This window comes from Rhodococcus pyridinivorans (assembly GCF_900105195.1).
GTDB lineage: Bacteria > Actinomycetota > Actinomycetes > Mycobacteriales > Mycobacteriaceae > Rhodococcus > Rhodococcus pyridinivorans.
On sequence record NZ_FNRX01000002.1, the window covers coordinates 4,477,989 to 4,495,397 of the forward strand.

General features: G+C 68.5%; 15 protein-coding genes. 2 read left to right on the plus strand and 13 right to left on the minus strand.

The window, feature by feature from the left end; all coding sequences use genetic code 11:
• Positions 1–77: 77 nt before the first annotated feature.
• The 9 genes from BLV31_RS21220 to BLV31_RS21260 all read right to left on the minus strand — a co-directional run bounded on the left by BLV31_RS21220 (position 78) and on the right by BLV31_RS21260 (position 10,679).
• Complete coding sequence (locus BLV31_RS21220; protein ID WP_019289888.1) at positions 78–1,712, minus strand: monocarboxylic acid transporter; 1,635 nt, start codon at positions 1,710–1,712, stop codon at positions 78–80.
• On the minus strand, positions 1,709–2,074 hold the full coding sequence (locus tag BLV31_RS21225) for a DUF485 domain-containing protein (RefSeq protein ID WP_019289889.1): 366 nt from the start codon (positions 2,072–2,074) through the stop codon (positions 1,709–1,711). The genes BLV31_RS21220 and BLV31_RS21225 overlap by 4 nt, the downstream gene beginning before the upstream one ends.
• Positions 2,075–2,198: 124 nt before the next feature.
• On the minus strand, positions 2,199–3,995 hold the full coding sequence (locus BLV31_RS21230) for a sodium/solute symporter (RefSeq protein ID WP_064060194.1): 1,797 nt from the start codon (positions 3,993–3,995) through the stop codon (positions 2,199–2,201).
• Positions 3,996–4,002: 7 nt separating this feature from the next.
• Positions 4,003–4,377: a hypothetical protein gene (locus BLV31_RS21235; protein ID WP_064060243.1), complete on the minus strand. Its 375-nt coding sequence runs from the start codon at positions 4,375–4,377 to the stop codon at positions 4,003–4,005.
• Entirely contained in the window at positions 4,374–5,156 is a 783-nt protein-coding gene (locus BLV31_RS21240) for a LytR/AlgR family response regulator transcription factor (protein WP_006551612.1), read from the minus strand. The genes BLV31_RS21235 and BLV31_RS21240 overlap by 4 nt, the downstream gene beginning before the upstream one ends.
• Before the next feature lie 31 nt (positions 5,157–5,187).
• A complete protein-coding gene (locus BLV31_RS21245; RefSeq protein WP_064060195.1) occupies positions 5,188–6,402 on the minus strand; it encodes a sensor histidine kinase in 1,215 nt (404 codons plus the stop codon).
• A gap of 74 nt (positions 6,403–6,476) precedes the next feature.
• Positions 6,477–7,991 carry a SulP family inorganic anion transporter gene (locus BLV31_RS21250; protein ID WP_006551614.1) on the minus strand — a complete coding sequence of 505 codons (1,515 nt, stop codon included), beginning with the start codon at positions 7,989–7,991 and terminating at the stop codon, positions 6,477–6,479.
• 32 nt (positions 7,992–8,023) lie between these two features.
• Positions 8,024–9,667: a Na+/H+ antiporter gene (locus tag BLV31_RS21255; RefSeq protein WP_064060196.1), complete on the minus strand. Its 1,644-nt coding sequence runs from the start codon at positions 9,665–9,667 to the stop codon at positions 8,024–8,026.
• A 97-nt stretch (positions 9,668–9,764) separates the two neighbouring features.
• Complete coding sequence (locus tag BLV31_RS21260) at positions 9,765–10,679, minus strand: alpha/beta hydrolase (protein ID WP_064060197.1); 915 nt, start codon at positions 10,677–10,679, stop codon at positions 9,765–9,767.
• A 314-nt stretch (positions 10,680–10,993) separates the two neighbouring features.
• Here BLV31_RS21260 and BLV31_RS26055 point away from each other — a divergent pair, with 314 nt between their 5' ends.
• A complete protein-coding gene (locus tag BLV31_RS26055) occupies positions 10,994–11,650 on the plus strand; it encodes a trehalase-like domain-containing protein (protein ID WP_428839079.1) in 657 nt (218 codons plus the stop codon).
• Positions 11,651–11,679: 29 nt separating this feature from the next.
• Positions 11,680–12,636, plus strand: a complete 957-nt coding sequence (locus tag BLV31_RS21270) for a TIGR03885 family FMN-dependent LLM class oxidoreductase (protein ID WP_064060199.1) — start codon at positions 11,680–11,682, stop codon at positions 12,634–12,636.
• Here the strand turns inward: BLV31_RS21270 and BLV31_RS21275 are convergent, their stop codons facing one another.
• From BLV31_RS21275 to BLV31_RS21290, 4 genes are all read right to left on the minus strand, one after another.
• Positions 12,637–12,921: an antitoxin gene (locus BLV31_RS21275; RefSeq protein ID WP_064060200.1), complete on the minus strand. Its 285-nt coding sequence runs from the start codon at positions 12,919–12,921 to the stop codon at positions 12,637–12,639.
• A gap of 64 nt (positions 12,922–12,985) precedes the next feature.
• The gene (locus BLV31_RS21280) at positions 12,986–15,463 is read right to left on the minus strand and encodes an HAD-IC family P-type ATPase (RefSeq protein WP_064060201.1); all 2,478 of its coding nucleotides are present in this window, start codon (positions 15,461–15,463) and stop codon (positions 12,986–12,988) included.
• A gap of 52 nt (positions 15,464–15,515) precedes the next feature.
• Entirely contained in the window at positions 15,516–16,649 is a 1,134-nt protein-coding gene (locus BLV31_RS21285; protein ID WP_064060202.1) for an MBL fold metallo-hydrolase, read from the minus strand.
• Positions 16,646–17,377 (minus strand): enoyl-CoA hydratase, encoded by a 732-nt coding sequence (locus BLV31_RS21290; protein ID WP_064060203.1) that lies wholly within the window; start codon positions 17,375–17,377, stop codon positions 16,646–16,648. The genes BLV31_RS21285 and BLV31_RS21290 overlap by 4 nt, the downstream gene beginning before the upstream one ends.
• Positions 17,378–17,409 lie beyond the last annotated feature (32 nt).

The window sequence follows — 17,409 nt, forward strand, 5'->3', positions numbered from 1 at the left end:
TCCGTTCCGCCGGCGGGGCGCCCCGACACGACGGTGGCCCGCCCCCGGCTCGGGAGCGGGCCACGCGGCGCAGAGGATCAGTGGGAGACGGCCTTCTCCACACCGACGCCGGTGAGCGAGCGGACCTCCATCTCCGCCTGCTTGTACCGGTCCTCTTGCTTGCGGCGTCCGACGTAGGTGCCGACGATGCCGAGCGCGAACGCGAGCGGGATCGACACGATGCCCGGGTTCGACAGAGGGAACCAGGAGAAGTCCACGTTCGGGAACATCGCCGAGGGTGCACCGGACACCGCCGGGGAAAACACGATGAGCACGAGGCAGCTGATCAGACCGCCGTAGATGCTGAACAGGGCGCCGGTCGTGTTGAACTTTCGCCAGAACAGCGAGTACAGCAGGGTGGGTAGGTTCGCCGAGGCGGCGACCGCGAAGGCCAGGGCCACCAGGAAGGCGATGTTCTGTCCCATGGCGAGGATACCGAGGACGATCGCCACCAGACCGATCACGACGACCGTGATCCGCGAGACCCGCACCTGCTCGTCCTCGGTGGCGTTGCCACGCTTGATGACACTGGCGTAGATGTCGTGGGCGAAGGATGCCGAGGCGGTGATGGCCAGGCCGGCGACGACCGCGAGGATCGTGGCGAAGGCGACGGCCGAGATGATCGCCAGGAACAGAGTGCCGCCGAGTTCGAAGGCCAGCAACGGAGCCGCAGAGTTCTCCTTGCCGGGAGCGCCGAGGATCGCGTCGGGGCCGACCATCTTCGCGGCACCGTAACCGAGCACCAGGGTGAACAGGTAGAAGGCGCCGATGAGGGCGATGGCCCAGGTGACCGAACGACGTGCTTCCTTGGCGGTCGGCACGGTGTAGAAGCGCATCAGCACGTGCGGCAGGCCCGCGGTGCCGAGGACCAGCGCGAGACCGAGCGAGAGGAAGTCGATCTGCGTCATGTTGCTGATGCCGTACTTGGCACCGGGAGCGAGCACGTCACGCTGCGCGACGGCCTCGTTCGACGAGCTCGACACCATCGCCTGAGCGTCGGCGAGCAGCTGCGAGAAGTTGCCCCGCACCGCGAACAGGACGAGCACGAACATCAGGCCCGCCCCGGCGACTAGCAGCACGGCCTTGACCATCTGCACGTAGGTCGTGCCCTTCATGCCGCCGATGAGCACGTACACGATCATGAGCACACCGACGACCGCGACGACGATCGCCTGGCCGGCCTTGCCCTCGATGTCGAGCAGCAGCGCGACGAGTCCGCCGGCGCCGGCCATCTGTGCGAGCAGATAGAACAGCGACACCGCGAGGGTCGAGAGCGCCGCCGCCATGCGGACGGGGCGTTCCTTGAGCCGGAAGCTCAGCACGTCGGCCATCGTGAACCGGCCGGTGTTGCGGAGCAGTTCGGCGACGAGCAGTAGGGCGACGAGCCATGCGACGAGGAAGCCGATCGAGTACAGGAAGCCGTCGTATCCGTAGACGGCGATCGCACCGGCGATACCGAGGAACGACGCGGCCGACAGGTAATCGCCGGCGATGGCGAAGCCGTTCTGCGGCCCGGAGAACTGGCCACCGCCGGTGTAGAAGTCGGAGGCCTTCTTCGTCGTGCGGCTGGCCTTGATGACCAGGCCCATCGTCACGACGACGAACGCGACGAAGATGGCGATGTTGAGGATCGGGTTACCGACGTCGGCCCCACTCTGCGCGAGAACGGTCACTGCTGCGGTCCTTCCAGTTCCTCGCGGATCGCGGCGGAACGCGGATCCAGCTCACGGCCGGCGAACTTCACGTAGACGGCGGTGATCACGAAGGTCGTGACGAACTGGCCGAGACCCAGGATCAGCCCGACGTTGATGTTGCCGATGACCTTCGTCGCCATGAACTCGTCCGCGTAGGTGGCGAGCAGGACGTACAGGGCGTACCAGGCCAGGAAGAACGCCGTCACCGGGAACACGAAACGGCGCAGACGGCTGCGCAGTTCCTGGAACTCCGGGCTCTCCTGCATCGTGACGAACTCCTGCGGCGTCGGTATCCGTCGCTGCTGGGGTACGCCACTCTCGCTGAGTGGTGCTGTGGTCACTACCGACTCCTTGGTCGTCGTGTGAGGTGAGGATGATCACAACGCTAATGAGACGGTTGTCACACGAACAGAGGAGGCAAGAGATGGAACGACGAGGGGTGTCCTCGTGCGACGAACGGTCACGTCACCGCGACGAACGGCGCCTCTCCCCGGGTCCCCGCCCCCGGTCGCCGAACGCTCCGAGTTCGCGGTCGCGGCCCATGCCGAGCCGCTCGGGCACGTGCATGCGGGAGAACGTCCGGCCCACGTCGCGAGGGACCTGCCGACGCGTCAGCACGCTCACCGCGATCATCGTGACGAACGCCAGCGGCACGCTCAAAGCCGCAGGATAGGCAGAGAGCACCGTCGGCCACCCTGCGGCCACCGACGGATCGATCGGCAGCAGCACGGTGGCCAGGGCGGCGCCCCCCGCAACGAGACCACCGACGACCATCCCTGCCGCGGCACCGATCGCGGTGAGGCCACGCCACCAGATCCCCAGGACCAGCAGCGGACACAGCGTCGACGCAGCGATCGCGAAGACCTGTCCCACCGAACGCGACAGGTCGAGCGAGGTCACCGACAGCGCCAGCACGAGCGGCACCACGCCCGCGAGCACCGCGGCGATCCGGAAGTCGCGCACCCGTCCGCGCAGCACGTCCGTGGACAGCACGCCCGCGACACTGACCAGCAACCCGGAGGAGGTCGACAGGAAGGCCGCGATCGCGCCCGAGGCTACGAGGGCCGCGAGCAACTGCCCGCCCCATCCGGACAGCACCGATCCCGGCAGCAAGAGCACCGCGGCGTCCGACCGTCCCGTGATGAGCAACTGCGGGACGTACAGGCGCGCGAACACTCCGAGCAGCGTCGGGAACAGATAGAACAGCCCGAGCAGCCCGATCACGGCAAAGGACGTCATGCGCGCCGCGCGACCGTCCGGGTTCGTGTAGAAGCGCACCAGCACGTGCGGCAGACCCATGGTTCCGAGGAAGGTCGCAAGCATCAGCGAGTAGACCTGGAACAACGGATGTTCGCTGCTCGCCCCCAATCCGGCCCCCGGCGACGCCCAGCTGTCGTTGTCGGTCGGCGCACCGGCCACCACCGGCACCGGAGAACCGGCATCGAGGACGAGTTCGGTGCCTGCCCCGAGGACGTGCTCTCCCGGCTCGAGTTCGAAGTCACCTGCGACCGATCGGCCGTCGATCTCCCCGGTCACCACGACCGGCAACGGCTCGGCGACCTGCACGACCACGTCGATCGTCACGTCGACGGTCGTGATCTCCGCGACGGTGGGCGGCACGGGTTCGTCGACGGCCCGGTGGTCGCCGACGAAGTGCAACGTGAGGACCAGTGCGGGCAGGGCGACCGCGGTGAGCTTGAGCCAGTACTGGAAGGCCTGCACGAACGTGATCGAGCGCATCCCACCGCCGACCACGTTGGCCACGACAATCACCCCGACCACGGCGACGCCCACCCAGTCGGGCACTCCCAGAAGGATGTTGAGCGTGAGTCCCGCGCCCTGGAACTGCGGCACCAGATACAGGATGCAGATGATCGCCACGACCATCATCGACAGCGTGCGCAGCCACTTCTCCCCCAGCCGGAACTCCGCGAAGTCCGGGACGGTGTAGGCACCCGAACGTCGCAGCGGCGCAGCGACGAACAGCAGCAGACCCAGATAGCCGGCCGTGAAACCGACGGGATACCACAGGGCATCGGCACCGAACTTCGCGACGAGCCCGGCCACCCCGAGAAAGGATGCCGCCGAGAGGTATTCACCGGAGATGGCTGCGGCGTTCCAGCGTGGCCCGACGCTGCGGGAGGCGACGAGGAAGTCCGAGGTGGTGCGCGCCATCCGCACGCCGTACACACCGATCGCGACGGTGGCGATCGCCGCGGCGACGAGACCGACGACGGTGACGACGGGAATCGATCCGCTCACGGGGTCGTCAATCGTCGGTGAGGTCGGTGAAATCCTGCTCGTTGCGTTCGGCGAGGCGCAGATACACCCACGCGATACCGAGCAGGATCGGATAACCGACCACACCGAGCAACACCCACGGCAGGCGGATCCCGAGGACCGTCACCACGGCGAGACCGGGAGCGACATGGAACAGCACCGGAATGGTGCCCAGCAGGCACACGGTGAACAGCGCGACCCGCAGGGCGAGCCCGAGCTGTGCCCGGACCAGCCCGCGGACCATCGCGTCGCCCACCTCGGTCTGTTGCTGCACCTCGACCCGGGTGCGGACCATGCGCGCCCCGCGCCGTTCGGCGAGGACAACACGCTGCCGCTGCGGGGGCGATCCGCCGGTGGTGCTCATCGCGACGTCCACGACTGCATCGGACCGCGGATGAGCCGGTCCTTGAGTTCCCGTGTGTGCCGGCGGCTGACCGGCAGTTCGACGGGCGGGGAGTTGCTGTCGCTGCGCAGGCACACGACGAGACCCGAACCCACACTGCGGATACCGGTGACGAGCGGCAGCGCCACGAGAAAGGAGCGGTGAACGCGCAGGAAGCCGGCATCGGCCCAGCGGCTCTCGAGCGTCGATATCGGGATCCGCACCAGGTGCGAACCGGTCGCGGTGTGCAGTCGCGCGTAGTCGCCCTCGGCTTCGACCCAGTGGACCGACGAGCGCGGCACGAGCGTGGTGACACCGCCGAGCTCGACCGGGATCACGTCGTCGCTCTGGCCGGTGTCGGATGCGGCCTGCGCCGCGGGTCGGCTGCGTTCGGCGATCCGCCGGACCGCTTCGGCGAGTCGTTCCTCCCGCAGCGGCTTGAGGACGTAATCGACGGCGCCGAGGTCGAACGCCGAGACCGCGCGATCGTCGTGCGCGGTCACGAACACCACGGCCGGGGACACCGCGAAATTGCGCAGGATGCCTGCGAGTTCCAGCCCGTCGAGTCCGGGCATGTTGATGTCGAGGAAAACCGCGTCGATGCCTCCGTCGCGCAGCACGCGCAGAGCGGTCGTCGCGTCTCCCGCGGTGTGGACGACGCCGATCTCCTCCTGCGCGCGCAGCAGGTAGGCCAGCTCGTCGAGGGCGGGCGGTTCGTCGTCGACCGCCAGCACGGTCAGGTTGTCTGTGATCTCGTTCACGGCGAATCCATCGTGCCATGCCCGGTGTTCCTCACGGCCGGATACCCGCCCTGAACTTCGGCACGCGCATGCTCACCCGGGTGCCGGCCCCCGGCGCGGTCTCGACGACGAGGCCGTAGTCGTTACCGAAGGCCGCACGCAGCCGGTCGTCGACGTTGGCGAGACCCACGTGCGCGGACTCGCGGACACCGCTGCCGTGCTCGCTCTCGGCGATCGCGTCGAGCGTGCCCGATCGCAGCAGCTCCGGGTCCATGCCGATCCCGTCGTCCTCGACGCTGATGACGCAGTCGGTGCCTTCGTCCGCCGCGGTGATGGTGATCGTGCCCGTGCGAGTTTCCTTGCCCGCGATCCCGTGCCGCACGGCGTTCTCGACGAGCGGCTGCAGAGCGAGGAAGGGCAGCGTCACGTTGAGCACCTCGGGCGCGATCTGCAGGCGCACCTCGAGGGCATTGCCGAAGCGGGCACGTTCGAGCGTCAGGTACCGGTCGATGTTGCGCAGTTCGTCGGCGAGCAGGGTGTACTCACCGGCCGCGCGGAACGAGTAGCGGGTGAAGTCGGCGAAATCCAGCAGCAGTTCGCGGGCCCGGTCCGGGTCGGTCCGGACGAACGACGCCACAGTGTTGAGCGCGTTGTAGATGAAGTGCGGACTGATCTGGGCGCGCAGCGCGCGGACCTCCGCGCGGTCGAGCCGGGCGCGGGAGGCATCGAGTTCGGCCAGCTCGATCTGACTGCACGCGTACCGCGCCACCTCGGTGATCGCGCCGAGCAGCGCCGGGCCGGGTTCGACGGTCGTCACGACGCCGAGCACCCCCGCCACACCCATGTCCTCCACGACGAGCGGCTGGGCGATCAGTGCGCGGGCCGCGAGGTCGCCGTGGTCTCGTCGCAGGTCGTGGTGCCCGACGAGCACGCGACGCTTGTCGGCGACGGCACGGCCCGCGGCGGTGATCATCGCGTCCGTCAGTTCCTCGAACGGGCCGTCCCAGGCGAGCAGGGCGCCGTTCTCGTCCAGCAGCGCCACCGCGCGCGCTTCGGCCAGCAGCATCCGCAGGTGCGGAGCGGCCTCCTTCGCGGACGACGCGTCGAGCCCGGCGCGCAGGGGGCGCGCCGCGAGGGACGCCGTGTGCAGGGTCGCGTGGACCGCCCGTTCGGCGGGTGTGGTGACCACCCGCCGGGTCCACAGCACCACCGAGACCACGACCAGCACCAGGAGCAGTACCACCGCGGCGAGCTCGATCGCGATCATGCGCTCACGTTACGTCGAATCGATCGCCGTCGAGTTGCGCCTCGACAACGGCAGCCTGCTCCCGGGAGGCGCAGTCAGTTCTCCCCACCGAGTCGGCCGGACAACCGGCGGAGGCGTTCTAGGCTCGCGCCGTCCAGTCCGACGATGGTGACCGTCTTGCCTTTGGCCGCGTACTTCTGCTGGATCGCATCGAAGGTCGCGACGGTGGACGCGTCCCAGATGTCGGCGGCGGTGAGGTCGACGACGACGTTCTCCGGGTCGCCGATGTAGTCGAACTGGAAGACGAGATCGTTGCTCGACGCCCAGAACAGTTCCCCCGTGACCCGGTAGGTGCACGTGTCGTCGCTCGTGAGGGTCCTCTCGACCGTGGTCATGTGCGCGACCCGGCGGGCGAACAGCACCATCGCGGTGAGCACTCCGAGCGACACTCCGATCGCGAGGTTGCCGGTGCTCACCGTGGCCACGACGGTGACGACCATGACGACGGTCTCGCTGAGCGGCATCAACCGCAGCGTCCGCGGGTGGACGCTGTGCCAGTCGACCGTCGCGATCGACACCATGATCATCACGGCGACGAGGGCGGCCATCGGAACCAGACCGACGATGTCGCCGAGCGCGACCACGAGGATCAGCAGGAACACGCCGGCCGCCAGGGTGGACAGACGGGTCCGTGCCCCGGAGACCTTGACGTTCATCATGGTTTGGCCGACGACGGCGCAGCCGCCCATGCCACCGAAGAATCCGGTCACGATGTTGGCGACGCCCTGGCCCCAGCCCTCGCGGGTCTTGTCCGACCGGGTGTCGGTGATGTCGTCGACGAGCTTGGCCGTCATCAGCGATTCCATCAGGCCGACGAGGGCCATCGCGAGCGCATACGGCGCGAGAATCCGGAGGGTCTCGAAGGTCAGCGGCACGTCCGGGAAGAAGAGGGTGGGCAGGCTCTCGGGAAGTTCACCCTGGTCCGCGACGTCCGGCACGTTCAGCGAGAAGGCCACGGTCACGGCGGTGAGGAGCACGATCGTGACGAGCGGAGCCGGCACGGCCTCGGTGATCTTCGGGAGGAACACCAGCACCAGCAGACCTGCCGCCACCAGCGGGTAGACCATCCACGGCACGTCCACGAGGTGCGGGATCTGGGCGACGAAGACGAGGATCGCGAGCGAGTTGACGAAGCCGACCATGACGCTGCGCGGCACGAACCGCATGAGCTTGGCGACGCCGAGGAAGCTGAGCAGCACCTGGAAGACGCCGCCGAGGATCACCGTCGCGATGAGATGGTCCACCCCGTACTGCTCGGACACCGGGGCGATCACGAGTGCCACGGCCGCGGTCGCCGCCGAGATCATCGCGGGCCGTCCCCCGACGATCGCGATGGTGATGGCCATGGTCACCGAGGCGAACAGCCCGACCCGGGGGTCGACGCCGGCGATCACGGAGAAGGCGATGGCTTCCGGGATCAGGGCGAGCGCCACGACCAGGCCGGCCAGGAGTTCGGTCTTCAGACGAGCAGGTGACCGGAGAGCGAACCGAACGGAGACGTCGGTGCGGGGATCGTGCGGCACCTGTTCCGGGCCGTGCGGGGTGTTCACTTGCGGAAAGTCTACCGTTGCGCGCTGTCGTCCTACTGTTGTGCACTGCCGTCCTGACGGCGGCGGATGCGTTCCTCGACGGCTGCCTCGTCGACATCGAGACTCTCCAGCACGTCGCGGAGAATCTCGTCGTCGAGTTCCCCGCGATCACGTGCGTCGATGAGATCCTGTCGTCGCGCCCGCAGGGACGCTCGCCGGATGTCGTCGAACAACGCGGCCAGTCGTGTTCCGGCGTCCTCCGCGGTGTCCTCGACGGTCTCCGCCTCCTGCCGGGATCGGAGTGACTTGCGTGCCTTGGCCAGAAGTCTGTCGTAGATCTCCGGGTCCACGCCGTCAGGTGGATGCGCGGCGAGTTCGGTGAGAACCCGGTCGCTCGACTCGGCCGAGATCCTGCGGGCCACGGTCATCTGTTCCTCGGTCCGCAGCCGCTCGTAGGGGTCGGTGACGTCGAGTCTGCGGATGAGCCACGGCATCGTCGCGCCCTGGATGAGGAGTGTGCCGATGGCGACGACCAGCGCGGAGATCTGGATCATCTCGCGGCCGGGGAAGGCAGCACCCGATGCGATCACCACGGGCACCCCACCGGCTGCGGCGAGGGTGACGACCCCACGCATGCCCGCCCACGACACCACGACATGTTCCCGGAAGTTCAGTTGGTCGCGGCCGAGGCGTTCGGATCCGGCGCGCCGCACGAGCGCGCGTCGCCCCCAGTGCAGCAGACCCCATGCGGGTCGCACGATCATGACGACGAGCAGGATCACCACTGCACCGAGCAACGCGAGGCGCAGGTCGGCGCCGCTGTCGCGGACCTCGTCGAGGACGAACCGGAATTGCAGGCCCATGTAGGCGAAGACGAAAGTCTCGAGCACCACGTCGACGCTCTTCCACACCGCGCGTTCCTGCAGTCGCGTGCTCACCGAGACCTCGGTGGCACGGTGCCCGATGAACAGTCCGGCAGCGACGACGGCGAGCACTCCCGAGGCGTGGATCTCCTCGGCGGCGAGATAGGCCGCGAACGGCAGCACCAGCCCCAGCACGGTCTCGAGCGGCGAGTCGTACATCCGGGCGCGGATCAGGTGGACGATATACGCGAGCGCCAGACCGACAGCGACCCCGCCCGCGACCTCGTAGAGGAAGAACAGTACCGGCGAATCAGCGAGGATGTGCGTTCCCGTGACGGCCGAGATCGCAACGGTGAACAGGGTCAGGGCGGTGGCGTCGTTGACCAGACCTTCCCCGGTCAGCACCGCGATGACCCGTTTCGGCAGTCCGAGTCGCTGTCCCACGGCGACGGCACTGACCGCGTCGGTCGGTGCGACGACCGCGCCGAGAGCGAGTGCCGCACCGAAGGTCAGCGTCGCCATCATCGCGGACGCCGTCCACGCCACGACGAACGCCGTGACGAGCACCGTGTAGATCCCGAGCCGCAGGATCGACGGCAGATACTGCCCGAAGGTAGGGACCGAGAACCGCAGGGCCGACGAATACAGCAGCGGCGGCAGGACGACCCCGAGGATGACCTCCGGATCCAGTTCGAGCCGCGGCAGACCCGGCACGAACGACACCAGTGCGCCGACGGTGACGAGCACGAGCGGAGCCTGCAGGTCGCGACGCGACGCGACGGCGGTCACCGCGATCCCGGCGATGACGACCAGCAGGATCCACGCGCCGTTCATCGCGACGGCACCGTGCCAGGTGTCCGGTTCACGGTGTGATGGTGACACAGCCGGCGGCCGCCCGAAAGGAACCCGCGTCCGGGTGCCGGCTCCGTGGTTACGCCTGTTCGGCCACCCCTGCGATGACGGCGCGCGTCGCGGCGATCAGCCGAGTGAGGCCGGGCTCCTCGATCGGCCAGTGCCCGCAGTTCTCGAGCAGGACTGCCTGCGTCGGCCCGGAGATGCGGTCGAGGAACCGCAGGCTGGTTTCCGGTGGGGTCCAGCGGTCGGCGGCGGGATGCACGAGCGTCACCGGGACTGCGGTGAAGTCCTCGGGTGCGGTGTGCGGGTAGGTGAACCAGTCGGCCAGAAATCCCAGCGGGATCCGGACCCCTCCCCCGAGAGAATCGGACTCGCACATGCGTGTGAGGTCACGGTCGTTGCTCATCCGGTTCATCCGCACGAGCCATCTGATCGGCAACCGGAGATCACCCGCCACCCGGGCCACGGGCGGCAGAACCGAGGGTGCCATCCTTCCGGCGAAGCCCCATCGGGCTGCAGCCGCCCGGGCTTCGGCATCGCCGGGATCCAGGAGGCAGGTCGCGATCACCGCGGCCACCTGCCCGGTGCGAACCGCGACCTCGTAGGCCATCATCCCGCCCATACTCGCGCCGAAGAGGACCAGCGGCCGGGGATCGTCGGCGCGTTCGGCTGCGACGAGGTCGCAGAGCAGGTCGATCCAATCGCAGTACCGGACCTGCGAGGGACGGGGTTCGACGGTCCGTCCGTAGACGGGCATGTCGGGGAAGAGGATGTCCACGTCGTCGTCCGCGGCCAGCGAGGCGAACGACCAGAGCGCCGCGGAATGGCCGCCCGCGCCGTGGATTCCCATCACGCGCACCGGAGCATCGGGGCGAGGGTTGCGGGCGATGTGGACGCGGCGACCGCGCCAGTCCCACCAGGTGGACTCCGGTTCTCGACAGGCCGATCGGTAGTTCTCGGGCAGGAACTCGGCATAGGCCGCTGCGGTCATCGTCCGATCCCTTCGTCGTCGCACGACGGGTGATGTCTGCACCACGTATACGGCGCACGATAGCTGCACGCCCTTACCTGCACAATGTCGAGAAGATGTGAAAAATTCGCTGTGGCACAACGAATCCCGGATACACGGCGGCCACGTCTTCTTCTTCGGCCGCCCTGCCGGATGCCGTTCGCCCCGCCCCTCCTGCTTCCACGACGCGCCCGCACACCCGATCTCGCAGCGAGACCGGCAGGTCGTTTGCCCCGACGCGGCCGGGGTATGCAACCGATCGACCGCCGTATACCCGGCCCCAGCGAGGAGTGCGTGTGATCCCAGCCCGCGACGACGACGGCTATGCGGACCTGCGCACCTATGCCGCGCTGGGTGACGGTGACACCGTCGCCCTCGTCGCCGAGGACGGTTCGGTGGACTGGTATCCGGTTCCGCTCCTCGATTCGCACCCGGTCTTCGCACGACTGCTCGATGCACCGGCGGGCGGTTCCGTCGAGTTGCAGCCTGTCGCCGAGTTCACCGTAGAACGCGCATACGTGACGGGTACGAACGTGCTGAGCACCGTCTTCACCACCGCGCAGGGCCGGGTCCGGGTGACCGATTCGATCGACACGGGTGTCGCCGGGCGGTTGCCGTGGGGTGAGCTCGCCCGCCGCTCGATCGGCGGCGGCTTCGTCCGTTCCGGAAATCCCGGACGGCGAGAAGAACTGGGACTACCGTTTCGCCTGGGTGCGCGACGCCGCCTACACCCTGCACGCGCTCATCCGTCTCGGCGATCGCGAGGAGGTGCACACCGTGATGAGCTGGTTGCTCCGCGTGGTGCGCGATCAGGGCGCCGACGCGAAGGTGTTCGCCCGGGCCTGTACTCGGAGATGATTGCCGAGGACGGCACCTTCCTCGGCAATCTCCCCCAGGGACTAAGCCATCTCGCACTCATGACGGCTGCACTGACCCTCATCGAGAAGTACTGATCGCCGATCGACCGGAGGAGCGGACAGGTATGACGCTGATAGGTTTTCACGCCTCGCACGAACAGGCGTCCCCATCCCGCCTGCTCGAGGACGTCCGGCTCGCAGAAGCGGCCGGTTTCGGGTCGGCCATGTGCTCGGACCACATCGAACCGTGGTCGCACCGCCAGGGACACTCGGGGTTCGCGTGGTCGTGGCTCGGAGCGGCCCTGGCCACCACGGACCTACGTTTCGGTGTCGTCACCGCGACCGGCTTCCGCTACCACCCGGTCGTCACCGCCCAGGCCACCGCCACTCTGGCATCGATGTTCCCGCAGCGCTTCTGGTTCGCACTCGGCAGCGGCGAGCACTGCAACGAACGCATGTCCGGAGTCGCCTGGCCACCCAAGGAGGAACGGCAGCAACTCCTCGGTGAGAACCTCGACATCGTGCGACGCCTGCACGCGGGCGAAGTCGTCGACCACGACGGCGCGGTGGAGGTCGACCGCGGACGGGTCTGGGACCGGCCGGAGACTCCTCCCGACATTCTGCTGCCCGCACTGACTCCCGAGACGGCCGGTCGTTTCGCCGACCGGGTCGACGGTCTCGTCACCGTGAACGCCCCGCTCGAGGACCTGCGGCGGATCCTCGGCGCCTACCGCGACGGGGGCGGTCGCGGACGGACCGTGCTGCAGGTCCATCTGAGTTGGGCGCCCACGCGGGAACGCGCTCGGGAGATCGCGCGGGAACAGTGGGCGACGAACGCCCTACCGCCGGAACTCATGGCAGAACTCGCCACGCCCGAGGAATTCGAGGCCCACGCCGCCGAACTCGACGACGGCGCTCTCGAGGGCGCGGTGATCGTGTCCGACGATCCCGCCGAACACGTCGACCGCTTGTGCGAATTCGCCGAACTCGGTTTCGACGAGATCTATCTGCACCATGTGGGGCCGGATCAGCGTCCGTTCATCGACACCTTCGGCGACACCGTACTGCCGTACCTGTCGTGATCAGGGCTGACGCGGTCCCGGCTGCGCTTCGGGCCCGGGGCCGCCCTCGGGACCCGGTTGCCCGCCCGGCTCCGGCTGCGCTCCCGGAGCGGGATTACCGGTAGTACCCAGATGTCTGCGGGCGGCGTCCTGCGCCTTGTCGACGTGCTGGGCGTACTTCCCGCCGGTACGTCCGTCGACGTGGTCGCCGGCCTTCTCGATGAAACCGTCGGCCTTCTCGGGGTTCTTCTCGGCGTAATCCTTGCCCTTGTTCACAAGGCCCTTGAGCGAATCCATGAAACCCATAGCGCGGTCCTTCCCTCGTGCAGATTGCCGTGGGGTCCGGGCACACCGAACCATGTGCTTCGAGTCAGTGTACGCCCGGGAGCAGATCGTCGGGGGCCGCGAACAGGCGCCGGCGCTCACCGTGCAGGCGTCCCGACACCCACCACAGGATCTCGACGAGGACGACTCCGATCAGCCCACACGTCACCGCGATCGTCGAGTACGCGACGTTCGACGGATCGAGCGCGAAGAACTCCCGGGTGAACGGCACGGAGAACAGGATCACGTAACCGAGCACCGAACCGGCGAGCAGCACGATCTTCCACCACTGGTACGGGCGGGCGACCACGGCGAGCACCCACAGCGCGATGATCAGCAGGGTGATCAGGGCCGAGGTGCCGGCCTGGATCTTCTGCTGCTCGGTCTGCTCCGGGCCGCCGTAGACGAGCACGTAACAGACGAAGGTCGCCACACCGACGACCACGCCCGAGGGGATCGCCAGTCGCATCACGCGGGAGACGAAGCCCGAGCGTGCCCGCTCGTTGTTCGGTGCCAGCGACAGCAGGAAGGCGGGGATGCCGATGGTGAACCACGCCGCGATCGTCACGTGCCGGGGCAGGAACGGATAGGGCAACGGCTCGAAGTCGAACACCTGCGACAGCACACCCGACACGCCCACCAGGAAGGCGAGCAGCACCGAGTACACCGTCTTGGTGAGGAACAGGTTGGAGACGCGTTCGATGTTGCCGATGACCCGGCGACCCTCGGCCACCACGTAGGGCAGCGTCGCGAACTTGTTGTCGAGAAGGACGATCTGTGCGACCGCGCGGGTCGCGGGACTGCCCGACCCCATCGCGACTCCGATGTCGGCGTCCTTGAGGGCGAGCACGTCGTTGACGCCGTCGCCGGTCATCGCGACGGTGTGACCGCGCGACTGCAGCGCGCCGACCATCGAGCGCTTCTGATCGGGACGGACCCGGCCGAAGGTCGTCGAGCCTTCGACGACGTCGGCGAGTTCGTTCTCGCCCTCCGGCAGGGAACGCGCGTCGATGGGAGACGCGCTACCCGGCAGGCCGAGCGACGAGGCGACCGCACCGACGGCGATCGCGTTGTCGCCGGAGATGACCTTGACGTCGACCTGCTGGCCGGCGAAGTACTCGAGGGTCGGCTTCGCGTCCGGGCGCACCCGCTGTTCGAGGACGACGAGCGCGACGGGCGTGACCGTGCCGGGGGCGAGTTCGTCGTCGACCGGGCGGTCGCTGCATGCGAGGAGCAGCACCCGCAGCCCGCTCGAGCCGAGTTCCTCGGCGCGTCGCGCCGCCTCGGTGCCGGGGTCGAGCAGCACGTCGGGTGCGCCGAGCAGCCAGTTGCCGTGGGTGCCGTACGACTGGCCGCTCCACTTCTTCGCCGACGAGAACGGCGCGACCGCCGTCGGCTCGCCCCAGCCGGGGGCGGTGGGGAACGCCTCGGCGATCGCGAGGACGCTGGCGTTCGGACGCGGGTCGTCGGCCGCGAGCGCGGCCAGGGCGGCGCGGGCCTCGTCGAGGCCGCTGCCGTCGAGGGACTCGAGATCGGACAGGCGCATGCCGTTCTCGGTGAGCGTGCCGGTCTTGTCGGCACACACCACGTCGACGCGCGCGAGGCCTTCGATCGCCGGTAGCTCCTGCACGAGGCACTGACGACGTCCGAGGCGGACGACTCCGACCGCGAACGCGATGGACGTCATGAGCACGAGACCCTCGGGCACCATCGGCACGAGGGCGGCGACCATGCCGCTCAGCGCGGGGCCGAGCGACTCGCCGCTGGAGAAGAGCTGGTTGTAGATGATGAGCAGACCTGCCGGGATCATCAGGTAGGTGATGAAACGCAGGATCTTGTTGATGCCCGCGTTCAGCTCCGACTTCACGAGCGTGAACTTGCTCGCCTCTTCCGCGAGTCGCGCCGCGTAGGCGTCGCGGCCGACCTTCGTCGCACGGTAGGAGCCGGAGCCGGAGGCGACGAAGCTGCCCGACATCACCGTCGAGCTGGGCACCTTGTGCACGGCATCCGACTCACCCGTCAGCAGCGACTCGTCGAGTTCGAGACCCTGGGCCTCGACCACCTCGCCGTCGACGACCAGCTGGTCGCCGGGGCCGAGCTCGATGATGTCGTCGAGCACCACCTCGCGCGGAGCGATCGGTGCGGCGATGCCGTCCCGGCGCACGACGGGTTTCGTCTGGCTGACGATGGCCAGCTTGTCGAGGGTGCGCTTGGCACGCACCTCCTGGATGATGCCGATGCCGCTGTTCGCGATGATCAGCAGACCGAACATGCCGTCGATGATCGAGCCGGTGGCCAGCACGATCAGCAGCAGCACCCCGAGGATCGCGTTGATCCGGGTGAACACGTTGGCCCGGACGATGTCCTTGACCGATCGGGACGCGCGGTCGGGGACATCGTTGGTGAGGCCACGTGCCACACGCTCGGCGACCTGCTCGGTGGACAGCCCCGTGGCTGCATGGTCGGATGCGAGGACCGGTGCCTCGCCCGTTCCCACCACCGTCGTGGGCTCTTCTACTGCCATGACGAACCAGATTAGGGCACGAAAGCGAACAACCGGTGCCGTGGCAGGGGGATCAGCTCGACGTGAGCCACCACGGATCGACCGCGACGGACTTCGACGCATCGGACTTCGACACGTCGATCCGCTGACCCGGCATCGGCACCGCCGTGATCACCTCCGACTCCCGCGCGGCGGGCAGCAAGCGGGTGATCGGCTCCGACCAGGCGTGGAAGGCGAGGTCGAAGGTTCCCCAGTGCACGGGGACCAACAGACTGTCGTGACGGTCGACGCCACCGAGGTCGAGATGCGTGCGCACCGCCTCCTCGGGGTTCATGTGCACGTCGGGCCATCGCTTGTCGTAGGCGCCCACGGGCAGCAATGTCAGGTCGAACGGGCCGTAGGCCTCGCCGACGTCGGCGAACCGCGGGGTGTACCCGCTGTCGCCGCCGAAGAACACCCGGCGCGTCGGCCCGGTGAACACCCACGACGACCACAACGTGATGTTGCGCTGCAGGCCGCGCCCGGAGAAGTGCCGGGCCTCGGTGCACGTGATGCGCAGGCCGTCCACCTCGACGTGTTCGTCCCAGTCGAGTTCGACGATGCGTTCCTCGGCGATCCGCCAGCGGCGCAGGTGCGCGCCCACCCCGAGCGGCACGACGAACCGGACGGTCGGCTGCAGCACGGCGAGGCTCTCGACCGTGAATCGGTCGAGATGGTCGTAGTGGTCGTGCGAGATCACCACCGCGTCGAGGCGCGGCAGGGTCTGCAGTTCGACCGGCGCCGGATGCAGACGTGCCGGGCCGACAGTCGGTGAGGGTGACACGCGCTCGCTCCACACCGGGTCGCACAGCACCCGGTAGCCGTCGACCTCGACGAGGGCGGTCGAGTGCCCGAACCACGTCACGGCGAGTTCCGCCGCGTCGACCGGCGCGAGATAGGTCGACAACGGCACCTCGGTGCGAGGTCTCCCCCGCGACCCGCGGGTGAGCAGGTCTTTCGCGAAACCGCCCGCCGCCTCGGCGCCGAGCACGGACGCAGGGTCGGTGTTGTGGAAACGACCGTCGCGGTAGCGGGGCGACGCGGCGGCGTAGGGACGGATGTCGGGGACCGAGGCGCCGATGGAACCGGGCAGGCCGTTCACGGCGCGCGCGACCCACAGCGTGCCTGCTCCGGCGAGCGCTGCCGAGACGGCGGACCGGATGTTCATCGTCCGCGGAAGGTCGGGTCGCGGCGCTCGGCACGAGCGAGCCTGGCCTCCTGGGCGTCCTCGCTGAGCCACGCCGCGGCGAGTGCGGCGGTCTGCTCGGGCGTGGCCTCGTCGCGGGTGCCGTCGTCGTTGAGGAACAACTTCATCGCGTTCAGCGACAGCGGCGCGAGCTTCGCGATCTCGTGCGCCCATGCCTGCGCGTCGGCGAGGTCGCCGATGCGATTGGCGAGTCCACGCGTGAGGGCTTCCTCGGCGTGGACGGGTTCGGCGGCGAGGAAGACTGCGCGTGCCGGACCGCCGCCGATGAGCGAGGCGAGTCGCCGGACCGTCCATCGATCCACCGAGATACCCAGGCGCGCAGCAGGAACCGAGAATCGTGCAGTGGGCGCCACGACCCTCAGATCCGCCGCGAGCGTCAGTTGGGTGCCGGCACCGATGGCCGGGCCGTTGACGGCCGCGATCACCGGGATCGGAGCCTCGACGATGGTGCGCAGCATCTCGGCGAGGCTGTCGGTGAACCCTTCGGCGTAGACGTCGCCGGAGAGATCGGCCCCGGCGCAGAAGCTCGTGCCCCGCCCGGTGATCACCACGACACGCGCGTCGTCCGCCACGGCCTTGTCCACCGCTTCGCGGATCTCCACGCACAGCTGCGTGTTGAGCGCGTTACGACGCTCTTCGCGTTGCAGTTCCACGGTCACGACGTCGCCGTCGCGGCTGATCCCGATCATGTGTCGCCCCATCCCTTCGTCACCGAACACCC

What these genes read in the sequence shown, in the direction of transcription:
- BLV31_RS21235 (WP_064060243.1), bottom strand. Translation starts at nt 4,377, where the DNA reads ATGAGCACCACCGGCGGATCGCCCCCGCAGCGGCAGCGTGTTGTCCTC.
- BLV31_RS21245 (WP_064060195.1), bottom strand. Translation starts at nt 6,402, where the DNA reads ATGATCGCGATCGAGCTCGCCGCGGTGGTACTGCTCCTGGTGCTGGTC.
- BLV31_RS21255 (WP_064060196.1), bottom strand. Translation starts at nt 9,667, where the DNA reads ATGAACGGCGCGTGGATCCTGCTGGTCGTCATCGCCGGGATCGCGGTG.
- BLV31_RS21260 (WP_064060197.1), bottom strand. Translation starts at nt 10,679, where the DNA reads ATGACCGCAGCGGCCTATGCCGAGTTCCTGCCCGAGAACTACCGATCG.
- BLV31_RS21270 (WP_064060199.1), top strand. Translation starts at nt 11,680, where the DNA reads ATGACGCTGATAGGTTTTCACGCCTCGCACGAACAGGCGTCCCCATCC.
- BLV31_RS21275 (WP_064060200.1), bottom strand. Translation starts at nt 12,921, where the DNA reads ATGGGTTTCATGGATTCGCTCAAGGGCCTTGTGAACAAGGGCAAGGAT.
- BLV31_RS21280 (WP_064060201.1), bottom strand. Translation starts at nt 15,463, where the DNA reads ATGGCAGTAGAAGAGCCCACGACGGTGGTGGGAACGGGCGAGGCACCG.
- BLV31_RS21285 (WP_064060202.1), bottom strand. Translation starts at nt 16,649, where the DNA reads ATGAACATCCGGTCCGCCGTCTCGGCAGCGCTCGCCGGAGCAGGCACG.
- BLV31_RS21290 (WP_064060203.1), bottom strand. Translation starts at nt 17,377, where the DNA reads ATGATCGGGATCAGCCGCGACGGCGACGTCGTGACCGTGGAACTGCAA.